The sequence below is a fragment of the Halorussus ruber genome, from assembly GCF_004765785.1.
GTDB lineage: Archaea > Halobacteriota > Halobacteria > Halobacteriales > Haladaptataceae > Halorussus > Halorussus ruber.
The window spans coordinates 1-15,968 of record NZ_ML219768.1 but is presented as its reverse complement, the minus strand read 5'-3'; the positions used below and the strand labels follow the sequence as shown (position 1 = coordinate 15,968).

The following is a 15,968-nucleotide window of genomic DNA, read 5'->3' as shown; positions in this document are numbered from 1 at the left end:
AGGAGGCCGGGGAGGCGTGAGGTTCGCGGTCGCTGTCGCGGTGCGGGGTAGCTTGCGGCGTGGAAGGGCTGTACGGTTGTGGAAGGGCGGTAGGGCACCTCGACTCGGCGACCGCTTCTGTTCGTCCCCTGACTGAAACTAACCTAAAATATCTCTAAAGACAACTAAAATGGTGCTAAAGGAGTATATGGGAATGCAAAGAAACGAAAAACAACTCCCGAAGTCAACCGCTACTCCTCGAAATCGAAGTACAGTTCGTAGTGGTCCGCACAGCCCGGGTTGAACGCCGCTCCGCACTCCGGACACTCGTGGTCCCCGTCCACGAACTCTCGCGGGGTCAGCCCCGCGCCGCAGACGCCGCACAGCGCCGCGATTGCGTCGCTCTCGACCGACAGGCGCTCGACTTCGTGGTCTCCGGTCCCGTCCCCATCGCGGTCCGCGACCGCCTCGTGGCACCGGAAACAGGGATAAAACCCTCCACAGCACGCGAATCGCAGGGCGACCACGTCGCGGTCGGTGTCGTAGTGGGCACAGCGCGTCTCCGAATCCACCTCGACGCCGCGGACTCGGTGGCCGTGGATTTCGCACTCCATCGCTGGCGAAATCGGCGGTTACGGTTCCGGAAGTTCGACTTCTTCGCCGTCGGCGTAGACGGTCGGCTCTCGGAGAATCCCGTCGAAGTGGATGGGTGCCTCGGTGTCGCCGCCGATGCCCGCGTCGTCGCCGATGGCGATGTGGACCGTGCCGCCCGCCTTCTCGTCCAGCAGGACCGAGCCGACCAGTTCCGTCACCGCGACGTTGGTGCCGATGCCGAGTTCCGCGAGGTTGTAGGCCGCGTCGCCGACCTCTTCCGCGGCCTCCTCGACGCTCTGGCGGATTTCGTCGTCGGAGATGCGAGTGACTCGGCCGTCCTCCACGTCGAATTCGAGGGTCTGGCCGTCTTCGAGGAGGCCGTGGGGCATCATCGTCCCGTCCACGACGTAGGTGCCGTTGACGTCCTCGGGGCTGACGAACACCTCGCCCGCGGGGAGGTTCGAGAAGTCGCCCGCGTCGTGGACGATGCCGGTGTCGTCGTGCCACTCGCGGTCGCCGGGTTCGAAGGTGATGTCGGTGCCCTGGGGCGAGGTCACGCGAATCTCGTCGGCACCTTCGACCTGTTCGAGGACGTCCTCGCAGTGCTGGGCGATGGTCTCGTAGTCGGCGTCCAGGCCTGTCGTGAAGACCTCCTCGGTGATGCCCGGCAGGGTCGCGCCGCGCGCCCCGGCCTCGTTGGCGTCTCCTCGGGCGCGGGTGTGGCTCAGACTCTTGGTCGTCGGCGCGAGGAACACGTCGCTTCCGGCCATCGCGGCCGAGACGGGTTCGGGCGGTTCCGCGCCGTGGCTGGCCCCCGGCGGGAAGCGGACGATGGTGGCGTCGTCGGTGACTTGGCTGGCGACCTCGTAGAGGGCCTCGCCGATGGGTTCGCGCTTGTCGTCGGTGACGATGCAACAGGACTCGGTCTCGTCGAGGGCGAGACACTGCGTGATGGCGGTCTCGGCCGCGTCTCGGAGGCTCATGTTCGGCAGGTGGGTCGGCGTGGGGTTAGACCTTCCCCTTCCGGAACCGACCACCGCCCGCAGAATTGGAGAACTTACTCGATCTATAGTTCATTTCCAACGGCATACCTCGAAACCATTATGCGCGTCGGCGTCGGAAACCGAAGTACATGCTACGGGTCGGAATCAACGGGTACGGGACGATTGGGAAGCGCGTCGCAGATGCTGTACGCGCTCAGCCAGATATGGAGGTCGTCGGGGTCGCCAAGACGCGCCCCAACTTCGAGGCCGAGCAGGCCGTCGAGAAGGACTTTCCCCTCTACGCCGCCGTCGAGGACCGCGTCGAGTTGTTCGACGAGGCTGGCATCGAACTCGCCGGGATGGTCGAGGAGCTAGTCGAGGCCAGCGACGTGGTGGTCGACGCCTGTCCCTCCGGCATCGGCGAGCAGAACTCCGAGATGTACGACGAGTACGACACGCCCGCGCTGTATCAGGGCGGCGAGTCCGCGGACTTCGTGGACACCAGTTTCAACGCTCGGTCGAACTTCTCGGACGCGAACGGCGCGGACCACGTCCGCGTCGTCTCGTGTAACACGACCGGTCTCTCCCGACTGGTCGCGCCGCTCCGCGAGGAGTACGGCGTCGAGAAGGTCCGCACCACGCTGGTCCGCCGGGGCGGCGACCCCGCCCAGACCGGTCGCGGCCCCATCAACGACATCGTGCCGAACCCGGTCACGCTCCCCTCCCATCACGGACCGGACGTCAAGACCATCTTCCCCGACCTCGACATCGACACCCTCGGGCTGAAGGTCCCCGCCACGCTGATGCACATGCACAGCGTCAACGTCACGCTCGACGCCGAGCCGGACGCCGACGAGGTTCGGGAACTGCTGGAAGGCGAGTCGCGCCTGTTCGTCATCCCCGAACACTTCGACATCGACGGCGCGGGCAAGCTGAAGGAGTACGCTCAGGACGTGGGCCGCCCGCGGGCCGACATCTGGGAGAACTGCGTCTGGGGCGAGTCCATCACGACCGAGGGCGACGACCTCTATCTGTTCCAGGCCATCCATCAGGAGAGCGACGTGGTGCCCGAGAACGTGGACGCGATTCGGGCGGTCACGAACAGCGCCGACGCCGAGGAGAGCATCCGGACGACCAACGAGTCGCTCGGGATGGGCATCTAGTCGGCGCTCGACGTGCAGTTTTCTGCGTTCGGCGTCAAAAAATCGGAGATGCGGAGCGTTAGTTGGCGGGGGCGATACGGGGACCGAAGGCGCTTACTGCGTAATCGGCATTCGACGTACCTCCACCGATAATTTCGGTCGCTAGACATAAATACTTTCTTGCAGTCACGCGAAAGCCAGCGAACAACCCCGAGTGCCAAAGGCTTTTGCTTGCATACGCCGTAGCGGTGAACATGCGAAGAGACGACCGCGACGACCCCTTCGACGACCTCTTCCGCGAAATCGAGCGCATGATGAACGAGATGATGGGCGACGACTTCGACATGCACGTAGAGCGGAGCGGTCCCGGCGCGGACGGCGGCCAGACCGGATTCGGCACCGAGACGCACGTCGACATCCACGAGAGCGACGACGTCGTGCGAGTCATCGCAGACTTGCCCGGCGTCGAGAAGGACGACATCGACCTCAAGTGCGACGGCGAGATGCTGACCATCAGCGCGGCCAGCGACCACCGCGAGTACGACGAGCGAGTCCGTCTGCCCACGCAGGTAGACGAACACTCGGCGTCGGCCACCTACAACAACGGCGTGCTGGAAGTCCAGTTCGACAAGTCCGAGGACTCCGCGGACATCGACGTGCAGTAGTCGCGCTCGCTCGGGGACCTCCGGGGGTTCTGGCTTTCTACGCTCGTTCTTTTCGGTCGGATACGCGATTTCGGCGGGTGGTTTGGTCGTTTGACCACGGGATATTTTACTGAATGATTCGGCTTGACCGCCGCGAAACACGATGCTAGTAGCGGGAAGCTAGCTATTGCCGAAGCCGAGGCGTCTACCGCAACCGCCCCACGAACCTCACACCTCCCCAACCTCGTCGGTCGCGTGACGCGACCGACTCCCTCGCGCGTGGGGCGCGGCGCTCACGCGCCGCACCCACGCGCGCCGACCGCCGGAAATAACTCGTTGTCTCAAAGAAATGAATATAGTTGTATAGAATTTGGATATATTTCTAAAACAATTTAGAATACACGTCACACTTCTCCGGCCGTCCGCCGAACCAGCGCCCCGAGGAGGTCGTAGAACCCCTCGTCGTACTTCGTCTCGGCGTCGATGGTCGGCCGGGCGTTCGTCTCGTTGACGACCGCGCCCTCGTCCGACACGAGGAGGTCCACGCCGAGGAAGTCGATGCCCAGCGCCTCGGCCGTGCGCTCGGCGAGGTCCCGCAGGTCCTCCGGAAGGTCCACGCCGGTCGCTCGCGCGCCGCGGTGGACGTTGTGCTTCCAGCGGTCGCTGTCGGCGGCGTCGGGAATCCGGCGTTCGACGCCGCCGACGCACTCGCCGTCCACGACCATCGCCCGGTAGTCGGTGGCGTCGGCGACGTACTCTTGGACGAGGAAGGACTTGTCTCCGGTCGCTCGGTAGTCGTGAACCAAGTCGAGGTAGTCGCTCACGCCCAGAAACGAGTCGGCGTCCCCGACTTTCGCCACGCCGACGCCCCGCGTCGTGGAGTTGGGTTTGACGACGACAGGCGGGTCGAATCGCTCGAAGGCCGAGAGCAGGGCCTCCTCGTCGGCGGGGTTCGACACGAGGACGCTCTCGGGGACCGGCACGTCGGCCCGCTCCAGTTCTGCAATCACGCCCGCCTTGTTCCGCGACGTGAGGACGGCCTCGCGGTCGTTGACCCACGGCACGTCGAGCAGGGCGTCCACGACGCCGCCCTCCATCGCCCGCGAGGGGTAGACGAACCCGGCGTCGAACTCCTCGGGCGACCACGGCGGGTCCGACAGCGAGATGGTCCGGGCCTCGCTCGGGACGTGGTGAACCGCGATTCCGCGCTCGTCGAGGGGGTCGCGCATCCGCTCGAAGGTCTCCTCTCGGTAGGCGACCGCGAGGTCCAGCATACGCGCTTGGTGGGAGCGTAAGGGTAAAAAAGTGCGTTTGTGGAGGTTGCGAAGTGAGTTTCACACAGACATCTGAGTTTAATGGAGATTCCGAATTACGCGCAGTAGCTACAGTTCACTACCGCGAATTTAACTAATCGGGAGAAAATCGGCTCTAAGCAAAATCAAGGACGAGGAGTCTTAGCGAAGACGCGCCGAGGCCACTCGTTCTCTACTGCTTCCGACACGCCGCGACTACGCCGAGGTAATCTCCACGATTCGCCCGTCGGGAGCGCGGAAGTACGCCGACCGGCCCCAGTCGTAGTCGGCGGGTTCGCGGTAGACGCTGAGGTCCTTCTCGGAGAGGCGGGCGAACGCTTCGTCTACGTCCTCGACTTCGAAGGTGTAGTGGTCTTCGCACGGGAGGTCGCCGTCCGACGGGTCGTAGGTCTCGTGAACGAGGACTTCGACGCCCTCCACGTCGAACAGCGCCTTCGACTCCTCGGCGAACACCGGTTCGCCGACGGCGCGCTCGTAGAACCGCGCCGTCGTCTGCACGTCGTCGGTGAAGATGGCGACCTCGCGTAACTCCATACTCCCTACCTCTCACAAATTATTAAGTTAGTTTCGGTGACCGAGAGTGACACAAATTCGACTGTTCGAAACGTCGGCTACCGAGCGTCGATAGCTGAGACTCAAAAGAACGAACGCGAGTGGGAGTTACGCGACGAGGAGGTCCTCGCCCTTCTCGACCTTGATGCGGCAGGGCGGGGAAATCTTGTTGTACGAGCGGCGGAGTGCTTCCTTCGCCACGTCGGCGTCCTCGGGCTGGCACCACACCGTGAAGATGCGGTCGTTGGCCTGAATCCGGGCGGCCGTGCCGACGACCTTCCCGAAGGCCTGACGCATTCCGTCGGAGACACGGTCCGCACCCGCACCAGTCGCCTGCTTGTTCTCCCGGATGACGTGGTGGGGGAACTTGCGAAGAATCATCTTGTAGTTCTCCTGACCGAGTTCCTTCAGCAGGTGTCGGTTGGCCGACAGGCGCGAGGCCTCGAGCGCGCCGTGGCGCTGTTGACACTCTTCCTCGGTGATGAGGCTAATCTGGATGGGGTAGTCCTCTTGGTCGCTCTCGAGGTTGCCCATGGCGTGCTGTGCAATCTTCGAACCGGGAATGCCGGTGATGTACTCGCGTCGGGTGTACGGCTGCTTGCTGATTTCCCGGTACATCGAGGCGGGTTTGTCCGACATGGTTATTACTGGAGTCTGAGGGTCACGCGGCGGATAAACCCTTCGATGCACGGTAGGCCGATACGGCGTTTCTCGGGGCCGAAACCCCGCGAATCACTCTCACGGCTCAGCGAAAGCGCCGAGGAGAACGCTGGCGAGCGACCAGCGCGGTCGTCACTCGACCGGCACGAACGCGGCGACGCGGGCCGGAAGCCTATCGGCCAGCGTCTCGCCGAGGTCCACGAGTCGCTTCCGCACGAGGACGTAGCCTGTCGAAATCCCGAGGAGCGCGAGGACCGCCTGCTGGAGCGGTTCGGCGTAGAGGACCCCCGGCACCGCGAACACCGCGGCGGCGAGCAGGTCCTCGGGCGCGCCGTCGTAGCGAATCCAGCGCCGAGGGCGAATCCACTGCCCGTCGAAGTGGTCGTAGACAGCCTCCTCGGAGGTGGCCTCCCACGGCCGGAGTTCCAGACCGCCGCCGAGCGCGTCCGAGGCGGAGTGAACCGCCGCCGACGCGAGGAAGACCCCACCGGCAACCGTCGCTACCGAGGGTGCGAGCACCGCCAGCGCGAGCGCTGGAACCGCCGCCAGCGAGTAGTACACCGGGAAGTGGAGGTCCTTCCGGTGGTCGCCCGCGAGGTCGAGGTCCGGAAAGAGACCGCCCGCTCCGCCCGCCGCGATGGCGAGCGGGGCGAACTCGGGCGCGACGAGGAGCGAGATTGCTCCCAGCGCCATCCCGAACAGGGCGTGGGTGGTCGCCATCATCGTTGTGAGAGGGTAGGTATCGAGGGTATTCAAATCTGTTGCTGGCTTAAGGACGGAATACGACGAGCGCGAGCGCCGCCAGCAGGCCGCCCTCGACGAACCCCGCGCCGTGGGCGAAGATGTTGGTGAACGTCCCGTGGTCGATGGGGTCGGCCGGGAACAGGCCGTAAATCAACCACGTCAGCAGGGCGAACACCAGCGAGACGTACATCAGGTCCACCCCGACGCGGTGGTAATGCTCCTCGCTGAGGCTCCTCCCTCGCGCCCGCGAGACGATACCAGCGACCGCAAGCGAGAGGCCCGCGACGACCGCCGCGCCTTCGAGGAGGGTGACGCGCCCGGCGTAAATCCAGAGCAGTTCCCCGAGCATCAGCAGGACCGCGAACTGGCCGACGAAGAAGACGGTCTCGCGCGAGTAGCTCTGGCGGAGGTGGACCCCGACCGCGACCAGTAGGAACCCGCCGAAGCCAGCCACGACGCCCGAGAAACCCCGCGAGACTGGCGAAACGCCCGGGAACCGCGTTTCGAGGATGGCGTAGCTCGTCAGGTTGACCGCGATCGGGAGCGCCACGAGGAGGACGAGGAAGGTCCGGCGGAACCACGCCCGGTGGTCGGCGTGGAGGCAGACGAGGTAGGTCACCAGCGCCAGCGAGAGGTAGCCCCCGAGGTTGCTGAACAGGTGTTCGGCCCCGGCGTGGACGTAGGCCGCGGTCAGGAGCGTGGCCGGGCCGAACACCGAGTGGTCGAACGCGAGGCGCTCGTGGGTGGTTTCGGGTAGGAGGAACTGGACCGCGACGAGGACGACTCCGACCGCGGCGATAGCCGTGAGGTCGGCCGCGACCACCGACCGCGGGTAGCCGAAGGCGTCGGCATCGGCGTCGGCCGAGGGGTCCGTGGTCGCGGTCGCGTCGCTCATTCGGGTATCGTATTCGGCCCCGACCGACAAAAGTCTCGGCCTCGGAATAGAGACGAGAGTCTCGGCCTCGAAATGGGCACGGAAGTCCCCCGCGGAACCGGCAACCGAGTGGTCCGCCAGAACCACTATTGACGGCCGGAGAGACGGAACGGTATGGTCGAAGTCAGCGAGAACCAGAGCGACACGTTCGACATCGGCGGCGAACTGACGGTCCATCGCCTCGCGTTCGGCGCGATGCGGTTGACCGGCGAGGACATCATCGGTCGGCCCGACGACGAGGAGGAGGCCCGAGAGGTCCTCCAGCGCGCGGTCGAGATGAACGTCGATTTCGTGGACACCGCCGACTCCTACGGACCGGGGGTCAGCGAGCGCATCATCCGCGAGGCCATCGACCCCGAGGACGCGGTGGTCGGGACCAAGGCCGGACTCCTGCGGAACAAGTCCGGCGACTGGATTCTCCACGGCGGTCCCGACTTCTTCCGGAACCAGATTCTCTGTAGCCTCGACCGCCTCGGCGTCGAGAGCATCGACCTCTACCAGTTGCACACGCCCGACGTGGACTGCTCGTTCGAGGACGCCGTGAACACCTTCGCAGAGCTGAAAGACGACGGCCTCGTGGACCACGTCGGTCTGAGCAACGTTTCGGTCGAACAGTTAGACGAGGCCCGCGACATGGTCGAGGTGGCGACGGTCCAGAACGAGTACAACGTGGGCAACCGCGACCACGAGGACGTGCTGGAAGCTTGCGAGGAGGCCGGAATCGGCTTCATCTCCTACTTCCCCATCGGCGGCGGCGAGTTGGGCGAGAAGAAGTCGGTGCTGGAGGACGTCGCCCAGAACCACGACGCGACTCCTCGACAGGTCGCGCTGGCGTGGTTGCTCCAGCACTCGCCCGTCACGATTCCGATTCCGGGGACCTCTAGCGTCGAGCATCTGGAGCAGAACGTGGCCTCCTCGGCGCTCGAACTCGACGAGGAGGAGATGAAGCAGTTAGACGGGTAGAATTTAAGCCCGTTCCAATAATAACGGATTATATGGAATTGGACCGACGAGACATACCTAGTATTCACACAATCTTTTCCATTTGCTCCAAAGCAGAGACAGAGACTATAGGGAACTACAAATCAAATATAGAATTCTATAAAAATCAAAAGTATAGTTACATTCCAATCCCGGAGAAAGATGAATACTATGATGTTGAACAAGAGGAATTGGGGGAAATAAAAGACGAGCAGTATCTAAAGGAGGATGACCATCTCTATGAAGGTCTTAAACTCTTGGTGGAATATAGTTTTATATTAGTAGATACCCAGAAAGATATGCGGTTTACATTTCCTGATGGAGAAAAGTATGGAATAGATGAGATAGCAGAATTTGATGAGGAGAGAATCAATGAAGCCAAGTTCCCAGATATAATTAGAAATATATTAGAGGGCCAGAGATATTATATTGCAACTATAGCAGATGCAAATAAGCGTAGCGTAAATGAAATGCTGTATCCTGTTTTAGCTGAACTTGAAAATCAATTTTCGACGGTAATTGAAACTCACTACGAAGAATCAGAAAATCTCTTCAAATATGCTCGGCCGTGCACAATTGGTCGCTGGCAGAAATCACAGTCAAAAGGAGTAGGAGTCCACATTGCAGAATATATGACGCTTGGAGAGATGAAAAGTATAATTGAGAAACAGGAAGAACTTCGTGAAGACTGTGGCTTTTCATCTCGGAATCAATTTAAAAAGAATATGAGTGGAGTAGTGAATCTCCGAAACAAGGTAATGCATGCAAATCGAACTATAGTACACGAGAAGGAAGACCTTGAACAATTGTTAAATCGCTTTGAGCGGGCTCATGAAGTCATGACACGACTACAGGAGTAGGATTTGTAAATTGAATTTTGGTCTCTTTACTGTAACTCTAATCAGATGAATGCTGTCGCTGTCCGACTCGAAAATTGAAGTAAAGTTAGTTGTCTGAAAGTCCGACCGAATTACAGTCGCTGGACGTTGGTCGCGCGCGGACCCTTGTCAGCCTGCTCGATGTCGAACTCGATTTCCTGTCCCTCTTCGAGGTCAGGGCCGCCAACGTCCTCCATGTGGAAGAAAACGTCCTCGTCCTCGTCCTCAGTGTCAATAAAGCCGTAACCGCCGGTGTCGTTGAAGAAGTCGACCGTACCTTTCGCCATTGCAACTATAGAGAGAGTCGGCTTACGGATAAGGCTTCCGAGAGAACGAATGCCACGGGTTTCGGGGGAGCCGAACGCTCGACGCTCGGAACGGAGGTGAACCGGTGAGGCCGGTCGAGCGAAATCGTCGGGTCACGAGCGACGAAAGCATTGTTTTTGTTTTCCAGAACTACCTCTGTAATTCTTAGAAAATCAAAACCATTGCTCTCTGCCATCATTCGCCCTCGGCCGCGAATCGGCGATTCAGCTGTAGGCGTTCTCGAACGGGTCGGGCGGCAACAGCAGGTCTTCGAGTTCGGGCATGTGCTTGACGTTGTAGATGATTTCGAGTTCTCTCGTGATGGGCACGCCGTTGCACGAGAGGCGAATCCCCTGTTCCATCATCTCCGCAGAGAGGACGTGGCTGGAGGGCATCGAGAGTTCGCCGTCGCGTATCATGATTGCGCAGTTCGCGCACGCCCCGCCGCGGCAGGCGAAGGGCCACGCGAAGCCGTGGTCCTCGGCGGCTTCGAGCAGCGACTGGCCGGGGTCGGCCACGAACTGCCCGAAATCGTCCTCGTCCAAGTCCGCGGCGGACGCCTTCCGGAAGAGGTTCCGGTCGTCGGTCTCCCAGCCGAAATCGCTCAGCACGTCGTAGTTGAGATACGTGACCTCGGAGGTCGCCCACTCCGCTCGGTCGTCGGGTTCGGACTCCGCCGTATCTCGGGCTTCGTTTTTCGCACCGGCGCGGTCCTGTCCGCTGGCGCGGTCCTGCGCTCGGGTCCCGTTGCCCGCGCTGGCACCCTCGGCGGAGGCCGACTTTCCGTTCGGCGAGTATCCGGCCTTGATTCGCTCGTAGGCCGTCCGGACCGTCTGGAACTCCTCGATCGACCCGCCTTGGTCCGGGTGGGCCTGCTTGACCCGCTCTCTGTAAGCCTGCTCGATTTCCTCCTCGTCGGCGTCGGCGTCGAGGCGGAGGACTTCGAAGGGGGACTCCATCAGGAGTTGCTAGCGGCATCCGGAGTATAAGCCCTTGGCTCGGTGGTGGTTCTTGCCTCGGAAGGGTACGCGAAATCGAGTGACGTTGGGGCGAGTTATCCGGTGTTCGTCCTGATTCAAGTAGTCTATTGAGTGGCGCACTCGGTTCCTTTCGATACCTAACTGTGATTGTCCAACTTTGTCTACTAACCGGACTACAGAATCAGTCCGATTGATAGATATACGATAAATTTATTAACCATATGTGTAATGAGGACAGTATATGATTTGCGACCAATTGAAGGGTACGGCTACGAAGCGTTTTCGACTAAAATCAATTCGTTGAGGGACTCGTAATGGTGTACTTTGAACTTGCGATCATGGGTTTCGGTGCTGGAGCGCTTCTCTTCGCGTACTGGAGCGTGAGCGAGGGGATACAAAAACGTCGGCAAAACAAGGCGATTCGAGAACACGAACCGACAGGGGAGACGGACTCGCTAAGCGGAGAAGTAGCGATTACGGGAACGATAACTTCCGATGACCCGCTCCCGATAGGGGGTGGAGAATGCGTGGCAGCGGAGGTAGAAGTCTGGCAGGGTCAACTCGGCGACGATAACGAGTTTCTCGCCGACGATACCTTTACGAGGCCGTTCGCCATCGAAACAGATTCCGGACGAATCCCGGTCAACCCCGAGGGAATCGCTGTGGAACCTTCGGATGCAAACTCAGTCACTAAACAAGTTGCTGGTGACGAACGGCCACCGGAGAAAGTCCAGCGATTCGACGACTGGGCTAACCTTCCTGAGCAACCAGTAAAAGGCAAGCGAGACTACGAGATTGATCACATCGATGTCGGTGACGAAGTGTACCTCTACGGGTACGCAGAACAAGAGAACGGCGAGACAGTTCTTACAAACCACAATGGGGCGTTCTTCGTAACCGACGAGAACCCGAACCAACTGGTAGAGACTCGAACACACGTTCTCAAAAAATCGTTTGCCAAAGGTCTGGGTCAAGCCATCGTTGGGCTTGGAAGCCTGGGCGCAGGCTTCATAGGATTATTCGTTTGAACTGCCTTTATTTTGGTTTTATTTCGTTACGCAGCTATTCTCGAAATACAACCGTATCGCCGGAACGCGTCCTGCTATTCGGTCAAGTTCAGAGAAGTGCCGCCTCCCGGATTTGAACCGGAGCCAGAGGTTCCTGCTCGCTACGCTGCGCGGGCTGCCTCTGGCAGGGTTCAAATCCGTCCGAGAAGCAGATTTGCGATTCGCGGAGAGACGAGCGACATAGAAGTCGCTCGCAGTGTTGCGAATCGCAAAATCATGCCGCCTCCCGGATTTGAACCGGGGACAGCTCGATCTTCAGTCGAGTGCTCTCCCAGTCTGAGCTAAGGCGGCGCACTCGAAACGAGGCGGATGATATAAAAAAGCGTTTCGAAACTCCACGAGGGAAGCGGGACAAACGCTTTGAGTCACGAGAACGAACCACACGAACGAGATGGGCGACCCCGCCTGCTACCTCGAATTCTGTCCCGAGTGCGACGCGCAAGTCACCATCGCGGACGAGGAGTGCCCCGACTGCGGGGCCGCGCTCGACTGAAAATACGAGGTCGCGCTCGACCGAAACCCGTCAGGCCACTTTCCGGCGCTCGGAGAACCGCGTCGTGCCGGACTCCGAGCCGATTATCGTGACGATGGTGACGTAGCCGTCGTTGGCGCTGATGGCCATGCCGCCCGAGAACCCGACTTTCACGCGCCGAGTCGAGACGTGCGACTCGCCAGCGTCGAGGGTCCCGACGGTCTCGTTGCCCGACCAAATCAGGCTGTCGCCAGCGTACATCTTCGTCGTGACGCGGACGCTCCGGCGCTCCTCGCCGCCAGCGTTGGTCAGGCGCGCGGTCACGTCCCGGCAGGTGTTCCCGCACTTCTCGATGTTCTCGATGGTGAACTTGTACCCGGGACTCGGCGTCGAGACCTTCGTGGTTTCGTCACTCGCTCCGCCAGAACTACCAGAACCGTCTGCGTGAGTCGTCTTCCCGTTCGTCTCCTCGACTGTCGTCGCGGTCGTCGCGCCGTCCCCGGCCGAACCGGGTGTCTGACCCGGCCCTCCGCTGACGAACAGCACTCCTCCCCCGACGAGCGCGACCGCGGCCACCACCGCGAGGACTGCTCCTCTGTTCACCCTATCACCCCGAAACTCGCGTGCAGACGCATGGCCGTGGCGTTTCTCGTGGGGTTGTATAGGTTTGATGGCTTCGACGCGGCGGTTGAGTCGCCCAAGTCCGACAAACGTAATTACGTCTCGACCGTAGTCTTGCGTGATGCGTGAAAAACTATCGTCGATGGTAAAACTCGGAGCCGCGCTGTTCGTCCTCGTGCAACTCGCCGCGCTGGTGGAGTGGGCCTCCAACGAAGGCGCGATTTGAAAACAAGTGGGTCCGGGCGGATTCGAACCTGAGCGAGACGGTTCTGCTCACTTCGTTGCGCGGACGTGCGACTCGCAGGGTTCGAATCATCGGAGGACTATCCGCTCCTCACCTTCGTTCGTCGCAGGATGGGTCCGGGCGGATTCGAACCACCGGCCTCAGCCTTGTAAAGGCCGCGTCATAACCAACTAGACCACGGACCCGGTATCGGACCAAAATCGCTCGCCGGAAATAACTGTTACCTTCTCGGTCGGCTTTCGTAACCACTACCACGACCGGCGACGACCTCCGGATATGGACGAACGAGTCGAGGCGCTCGCCGAGCAGGACGGCTGGCAGGCCGAAGGATTCGCCGCGCGCGTCCACTACCGCGGCGGCGACGACTACTACAGCATCGAGTTCTACGCGCCGAGCGAATGCGTCCTCTACTGGAAGGTGAAAGGCGACGGCGAGACCGCGGTCCCGGTCGGACGGGACACGGTCCCCGACCCCCTGCGCGACCGGATACGCCAAGATTTGGTCGAGGCCGACGTGGACCCGGAACTCGAATCGCGGTCGCTGTAGCGATCGGTTCTCCTCGACGGCTCTCCCTAACCGCCGTACCCCGCCGCACCCCATGCGACTCGCCAACAAAGAACCGTCAACGATAAGAGTCGGGTCTCCTTCACTTCGAAGTCCAGCAAGACGCTCACACCGCTGAACACCGTGTTTCGATTCGAAGGAAAGTTTTTCAAGAGCCGAACCATTCCCAATTGATAATGAGTATCAAAGACGAAGAAGACGACCCGTTCGAGGAGCAACGGGAGAACGCCGAGAACCCGATGAAACGGCTGTTCCTCGAATACGGGTCCGAAAACGCGTTCGCGTTCGTCACGGGGGTCGTGGCGAGCATCTTCGCTCGGGTGTTGAATCTACTTCCGCCGCTCATCCTCGGGGTCGCTATCGACGCGCTCTTCTCGGAAGGCGCGGCAAAAGTTCCGTATCCGGAAGCACTCGCGGGGCAGTTCCCGCTCGTATCGAAATCCCTCGCAACCGAGATTTCGCCCGCGACGGCGACCGACCAGTTCTGGTTCTCGGTCGCAATCGTCGCCGCGGCGTTCGGCTTCGGCGCGGCCTTCCACTGGGCGCGAAACTGGGGCTGGAACTCCTTCGCCCAGCACATCCAGCACTCGATCCGGACCGACACCTACGACAAGATGCAGCGGCTGAACATGGACTTCTTCGCCGACAAGCAGACCGGCGAGATGATGTCCATCCTCTCGAACGACGTGAACCGGCTGGAGCGGTTCCTCAACGACGGGATGAACTCGGCCTTCCGCCTGTCGGTGATGGTGGTCGCCATCGCGGTCATCCTGTTCAGCATCAACTGGCAACTCGCGCTAGTGGCGATGGTTCCAGTGCCGCTCATCGCGCTGTTCACCTACAAGTTCGTGGAGATTATCCAGCCGAAATACGCCGACGTGCGCTCGGCGGTCGGCAAGGTCAACTCCCGACTGGAGAACAACCTCGGCGGGATTCAGGTCATCAAGACCTCCAACACCGAGAGCTACGAGTCGGATCGAGTCGAGGACGTGTCGAACGACTACTTCGACTCGAACTGGGGCGCTATCGTCACCCGCATCAAGTTCTTCCCCTCGCTCCAGATTCTGTCGGGTCTCGGCTTCGCGTTGACCTTCGTCGTCGGCGGTCTGTGGGTTCTCAACGGTGCGGGACCGTGGTTCTTCACGGGCGATTTGAGCCGCGGTGAGTTCGTCGTCTTCATCCTGCTGACCCAGCGGTTCATCTGGCCGATGGCGCAGTTCGGCTCCATCATTAATATGTACCAACGCGCGTACGCGTCGAGTTCCCGAATCTTCGGGCTGATGGACGAACCGAGCCGAATCCGCGAGGAGCCGGACGCCGAGGAGCTCACGGTCGAGGAGGGCGAGGTCGTCTACGACGACGTGACCTTCGGCTACGACGACGAGGAGACCATCGTGGACGACATCAGTTTCGAGGTCGAGGGCGGCGACACCCTCGCGCTGGTCGGACCCACGGGCGCGGGTAAATCGACTGTCCTGAAGCTTCTCCTCCGGATGTACGACGTGAACGAGGGTGCTATCCGCATCGACGGCACCGACCTCAGGGACGTGAGTCTGCCGAGCCTCCGGCAGGCAATCGGCTACGTCAGTCAGGACACGTTCATGTTCTACGGCACGGTCAAGGAGAACATCGCCTACGGCACCTTCGACGTGGACGACGAGGAGATAGTCGAGGCCGCGAAGGCCGCCGAGGCCCACGAGTTCATCGAGAACCTGCCGGAGGGCTACGAGACCGAGGTCGGCGAGCGCGGCGTGAAGCTCTCGGGCGGTCAGCGCCAGCGCATCTCCATCGCCCGCGCGGTCCTGAAAGACCCCGAGATTCTGGTGCTGGACGAGGCGACCAGCGACGTGGACACCGAGACCGAGATGCTCATCCAGCGCAGTCTGGACGAGCTCACCGAGAATCGGACCACCTTCGCCATCGCTCACCGCCTCTCGACCATCAAGGACGCCGACAAAATCGTGGTCCTCGAAGACGGGAAAATCGTCGAGCGCGGGAGCCACGAGGAGCTACTCGAAAACGACGGTCTCTACGGTCACCTCTGGGGCGTGCAGGCCGGAGAAATCGACGAACTGCCCGAGGAGTTCATCGAGCGCGCGGCCCGCCGGACCGCCAGCGTCGAGACCGACGCGGACGACTAACTACCGCAGTCGGCCGCTACTCGCGCCAAGTTTATCGACGCTGGTATTTCCCGCCACTCTTGTTCATGGCGGTTTCCCCGCCGTCTACCGACGCCGGTATTTCCCGCCACTCTTGTTCATGGCGGTTTCCCCGCCGTCTACCGACGCCGGTATTTCCCGCCACTCTTGT

Annotated in this window: 18 protein-coding genes and 2 tRNA genes; 8 read left to right on the top strand and 12 right to left on the bottom strand. The window is 61.2% G+C overall.

The window, feature by feature from the left end; genetic code table 11:
• Nucleotides 1-230 precede the first annotated feature (230 nt).
• Both EPL01_RS00095 and EPL01_RS00090 read right to left on the bottom strand, forming a co-directional pair.
• A complete protein-coding gene (locus EPL01_RS00095; RefSeq protein WP_135823241.1) occupies nucleotides 231-593 on the bottom strand; it encodes a CHY zinc finger protein in 363 nt (120 codons plus the stop codon).
• 18 nt (nucleotides 594-611) lie between these two features.
• A complete protein-coding gene (locus EPL01_RS00090; protein ID WP_135823240.1) occupies nucleotides 612-1,556 on the bottom strand; it encodes an aminopeptidase in 945 nt (314 codons plus the stop codon).
• 149 nt (nucleotides 1,557-1,705) lie between these two features.
• Between EPL01_RS00090 and EPL01_RS00085 the strand changes: the two genes are divergently transcribed.
• Both EPL01_RS00085 and EPL01_RS00080 read left to right on the top strand, forming a co-directional pair.
• Nucleotides 1,706-2,719, top strand: coding sequence for a type II glyceraldehyde-3-phosphate dehydrogenase (locus tag EPL01_RS00085; RefSeq protein ID WP_135823239.1), 1,014 nt, complete (start codon nucleotides 1,706-1,708; stop codon nucleotides 2,717-2,719).
• Between the two features lie 233 nt (nucleotides 2,720-2,952).
• Entirely contained in the window at nucleotides 2,953-3,363 is a 411-nt protein-coding gene (locus tag EPL01_RS00080) for an Hsp20/alpha crystallin family protein (protein ID WP_135823238.1), read from the top strand.
• Nucleotides 3,364-3,746: 383 nt separating this feature from the next.
• On the opposite strand, the gene EPL01_RS00075 is transcribed toward EPL01_RS00080, so the two are convergent.
• The 5 genes from EPL01_RS00075 to EPL01_RS00055 all read right to left on the bottom strand — a co-directional run bounded on the left by EPL01_RS00075 (nucleotide 3,747) and on the right by EPL01_RS00055 (nucleotide 7,506).
• Nucleotides 3,747-4,616, bottom strand: coding sequence for an ATP-grasp domain-containing protein (locus EPL01_RS00075; RefSeq protein ID WP_135823237.1), 870 nt, complete (start codon nucleotides 4,614-4,616; stop codon nucleotides 3,747-3,749).
• Nucleotides 4,617-4,850: 234 nt separating this feature from the next.
• On the bottom strand, nucleotides 4,851-5,189 hold the full coding sequence (locus EPL01_RS00070; RefSeq protein WP_135823236.1) for a VOC family protein: 339 nt from the start codon (nucleotides 5,187-5,189) through the stop codon (nucleotides 4,851-4,853).
• 126 nt (nucleotides 5,190-5,315) lie between these two features.
• Complete coding sequence (locus tag EPL01_RS00065) at nucleotides 5,316-5,846, bottom strand: 50S ribosomal protein L16 (protein WP_135823235.1); 531 nt, start codon at nucleotides 5,844-5,846, stop codon at nucleotides 5,316-5,318.
• A gap of 153 nt (nucleotides 5,847-5,999) precedes the next feature.
• Nucleotides 6,000-6,590, bottom strand: coding sequence for a metal-dependent hydrolase (locus EPL01_RS00060; protein ID WP_210424021.1), 591 nt, complete (start codon nucleotides 6,588-6,590; stop codon nucleotides 6,000-6,002).
• A gap of 46 nt (nucleotides 6,591-6,636) precedes the next feature.
• A complete protein-coding gene (locus tag EPL01_RS00055) occupies nucleotides 6,637-7,506 on the bottom strand; it encodes a hypothetical protein (RefSeq protein ID WP_135823234.1) in 870 nt (289 codons plus the stop codon).
• Nucleotides 7,507-7,659: 153 nt separating this feature from the next.
• Here EPL01_RS00055 and EPL01_RS00050 point away from each other — a divergent pair, with 153 nt between their 5' ends.
• Together EPL01_RS00050 and EPL01_RS00045 are read left to right on the top strand one after the other, a co-directional pair.
• Nucleotides 7,660-8,508, top strand: coding sequence for an aldo/keto reductase (locus tag EPL01_RS00050; protein ID WP_135823233.1), 849 nt, complete (start codon nucleotides 7,660-7,662; stop codon nucleotides 8,506-8,508).
• A 32-nt stretch (nucleotides 8,509-8,540) separates the two neighbouring features.
• Nucleotides 8,541-9,386: a hypothetical protein gene (locus tag EPL01_RS00045; RefSeq protein ID WP_135823232.1), complete on the top strand. Its 846-nt coding sequence runs from the start codon at nucleotides 8,541-8,543 to the stop codon at nucleotides 9,384-9,386.
• A 110-nt stretch (nucleotides 9,387-9,496) separates the two neighbouring features.
• On the opposite strand, the gene EPL01_RS00040 is transcribed toward EPL01_RS00045, so the two are convergent.
• On the bottom strand, nucleotides 9,497-9,691 hold the full coding sequence (locus EPL01_RS00040) for a cold-shock protein (protein WP_135823231.1): 195 nt from the start codon (nucleotides 9,689-9,691) through the stop codon (nucleotides 9,497-9,499).
• Between the two features lie 243 nt (nucleotides 9,692-9,934).
• On the bottom strand, nucleotides 9,935-10,669 hold the full coding sequence (fer, locus tag EPL01_RS00035) for a ferredoxin Fer (RefSeq protein ID WP_135823230.1): 735 nt from the start codon (nucleotides 10,667-10,669) through the stop codon (nucleotides 9,935-9,937).
• A 335-nt stretch (nucleotides 10,670-11,004) separates the two neighbouring features.
• On the opposite strand from fer, the gene EPL01_RS00030 reads away from it, so the two are divergent.
• Nucleotides 11,005-11,718, top strand: a complete 714-nt coding sequence (locus EPL01_RS00030) for a hypothetical protein (RefSeq protein WP_135823229.1) — start codon at nucleotides 11,005-11,007, stop codon at nucleotides 11,716-11,718.
• 256 nt (nucleotides 11,719-11,974) lie between these two features.
• Here EPL01_RS00030 and EPL01_RS00025 read toward each other — a convergent pair.
• Nucleotides 11,975-12,048, bottom strand: a tRNA-Phe gene (locus EPL01_RS00025).
• A gap of 100 nt (nucleotides 12,049-12,148) precedes the next feature.
• On the opposite strand from EPL01_RS00025, the gene EPL01_RS22680 reads away from it, so the two are divergent.
• On the top strand, nucleotides 12,149-12,250 hold the full coding sequence (locus EPL01_RS22680; protein WP_394346236.1) for a zinc ribbon domain-containing protein: 102 nt from the start codon (nucleotides 12,149-12,151) through the stop codon (nucleotides 12,248-12,250).
• A gap of 30 nt (nucleotides 12,251-12,280) precedes the next feature.
• Here the strand turns inward: EPL01_RS22680 and EPL01_RS00020 are convergent, their stop codons facing one another.
• Together EPL01_RS00020 and EPL01_RS00015 are read right to left on the bottom strand one after the other, a co-directional pair.
• Nucleotides 12,281-12,832 (bottom strand): hypothetical protein, encoded by a 552-nt coding sequence (locus EPL01_RS00020; RefSeq protein WP_135823228.1) that lies wholly within the window; start codon nucleotides 12,830-12,832, stop codon nucleotides 12,281-12,283.
• A 373-nt stretch (nucleotides 12,833-13,205) separates the two neighbouring features.
• A tRNA-Val gene (locus EPL01_RS00015) sits at nucleotides 13,206-13,279 on the bottom strand.
• A gap of 91 nt (nucleotides 13,280-13,370) precedes the next feature.
• On the opposite strand from EPL01_RS00015, the gene EPL01_RS00010 reads away from it, so the two are divergent.
• On the top strand, nucleotides 13,371-13,640 hold the full coding sequence (locus EPL01_RS00010) for a DUF7538 family protein (protein WP_135823227.1): 270 nt from the start codon (nucleotides 13,371-13,373) through the stop codon (nucleotides 13,638-13,640).
• Nucleotides 13,641-13,834: 194 nt separating this feature from the next.
• Complete coding sequence (locus EPL01_RS00005) at nucleotides 13,835-15,799, top strand: ABC transporter ATP-binding protein (RefSeq protein WP_135823226.1); 1,965 nt, start codon at nucleotides 13,835-13,837, stop codon at nucleotides 15,797-15,799.
• The last annotated feature ends 169 nt before the right edge of the window (nucleotides 15,800-15,968 follow it).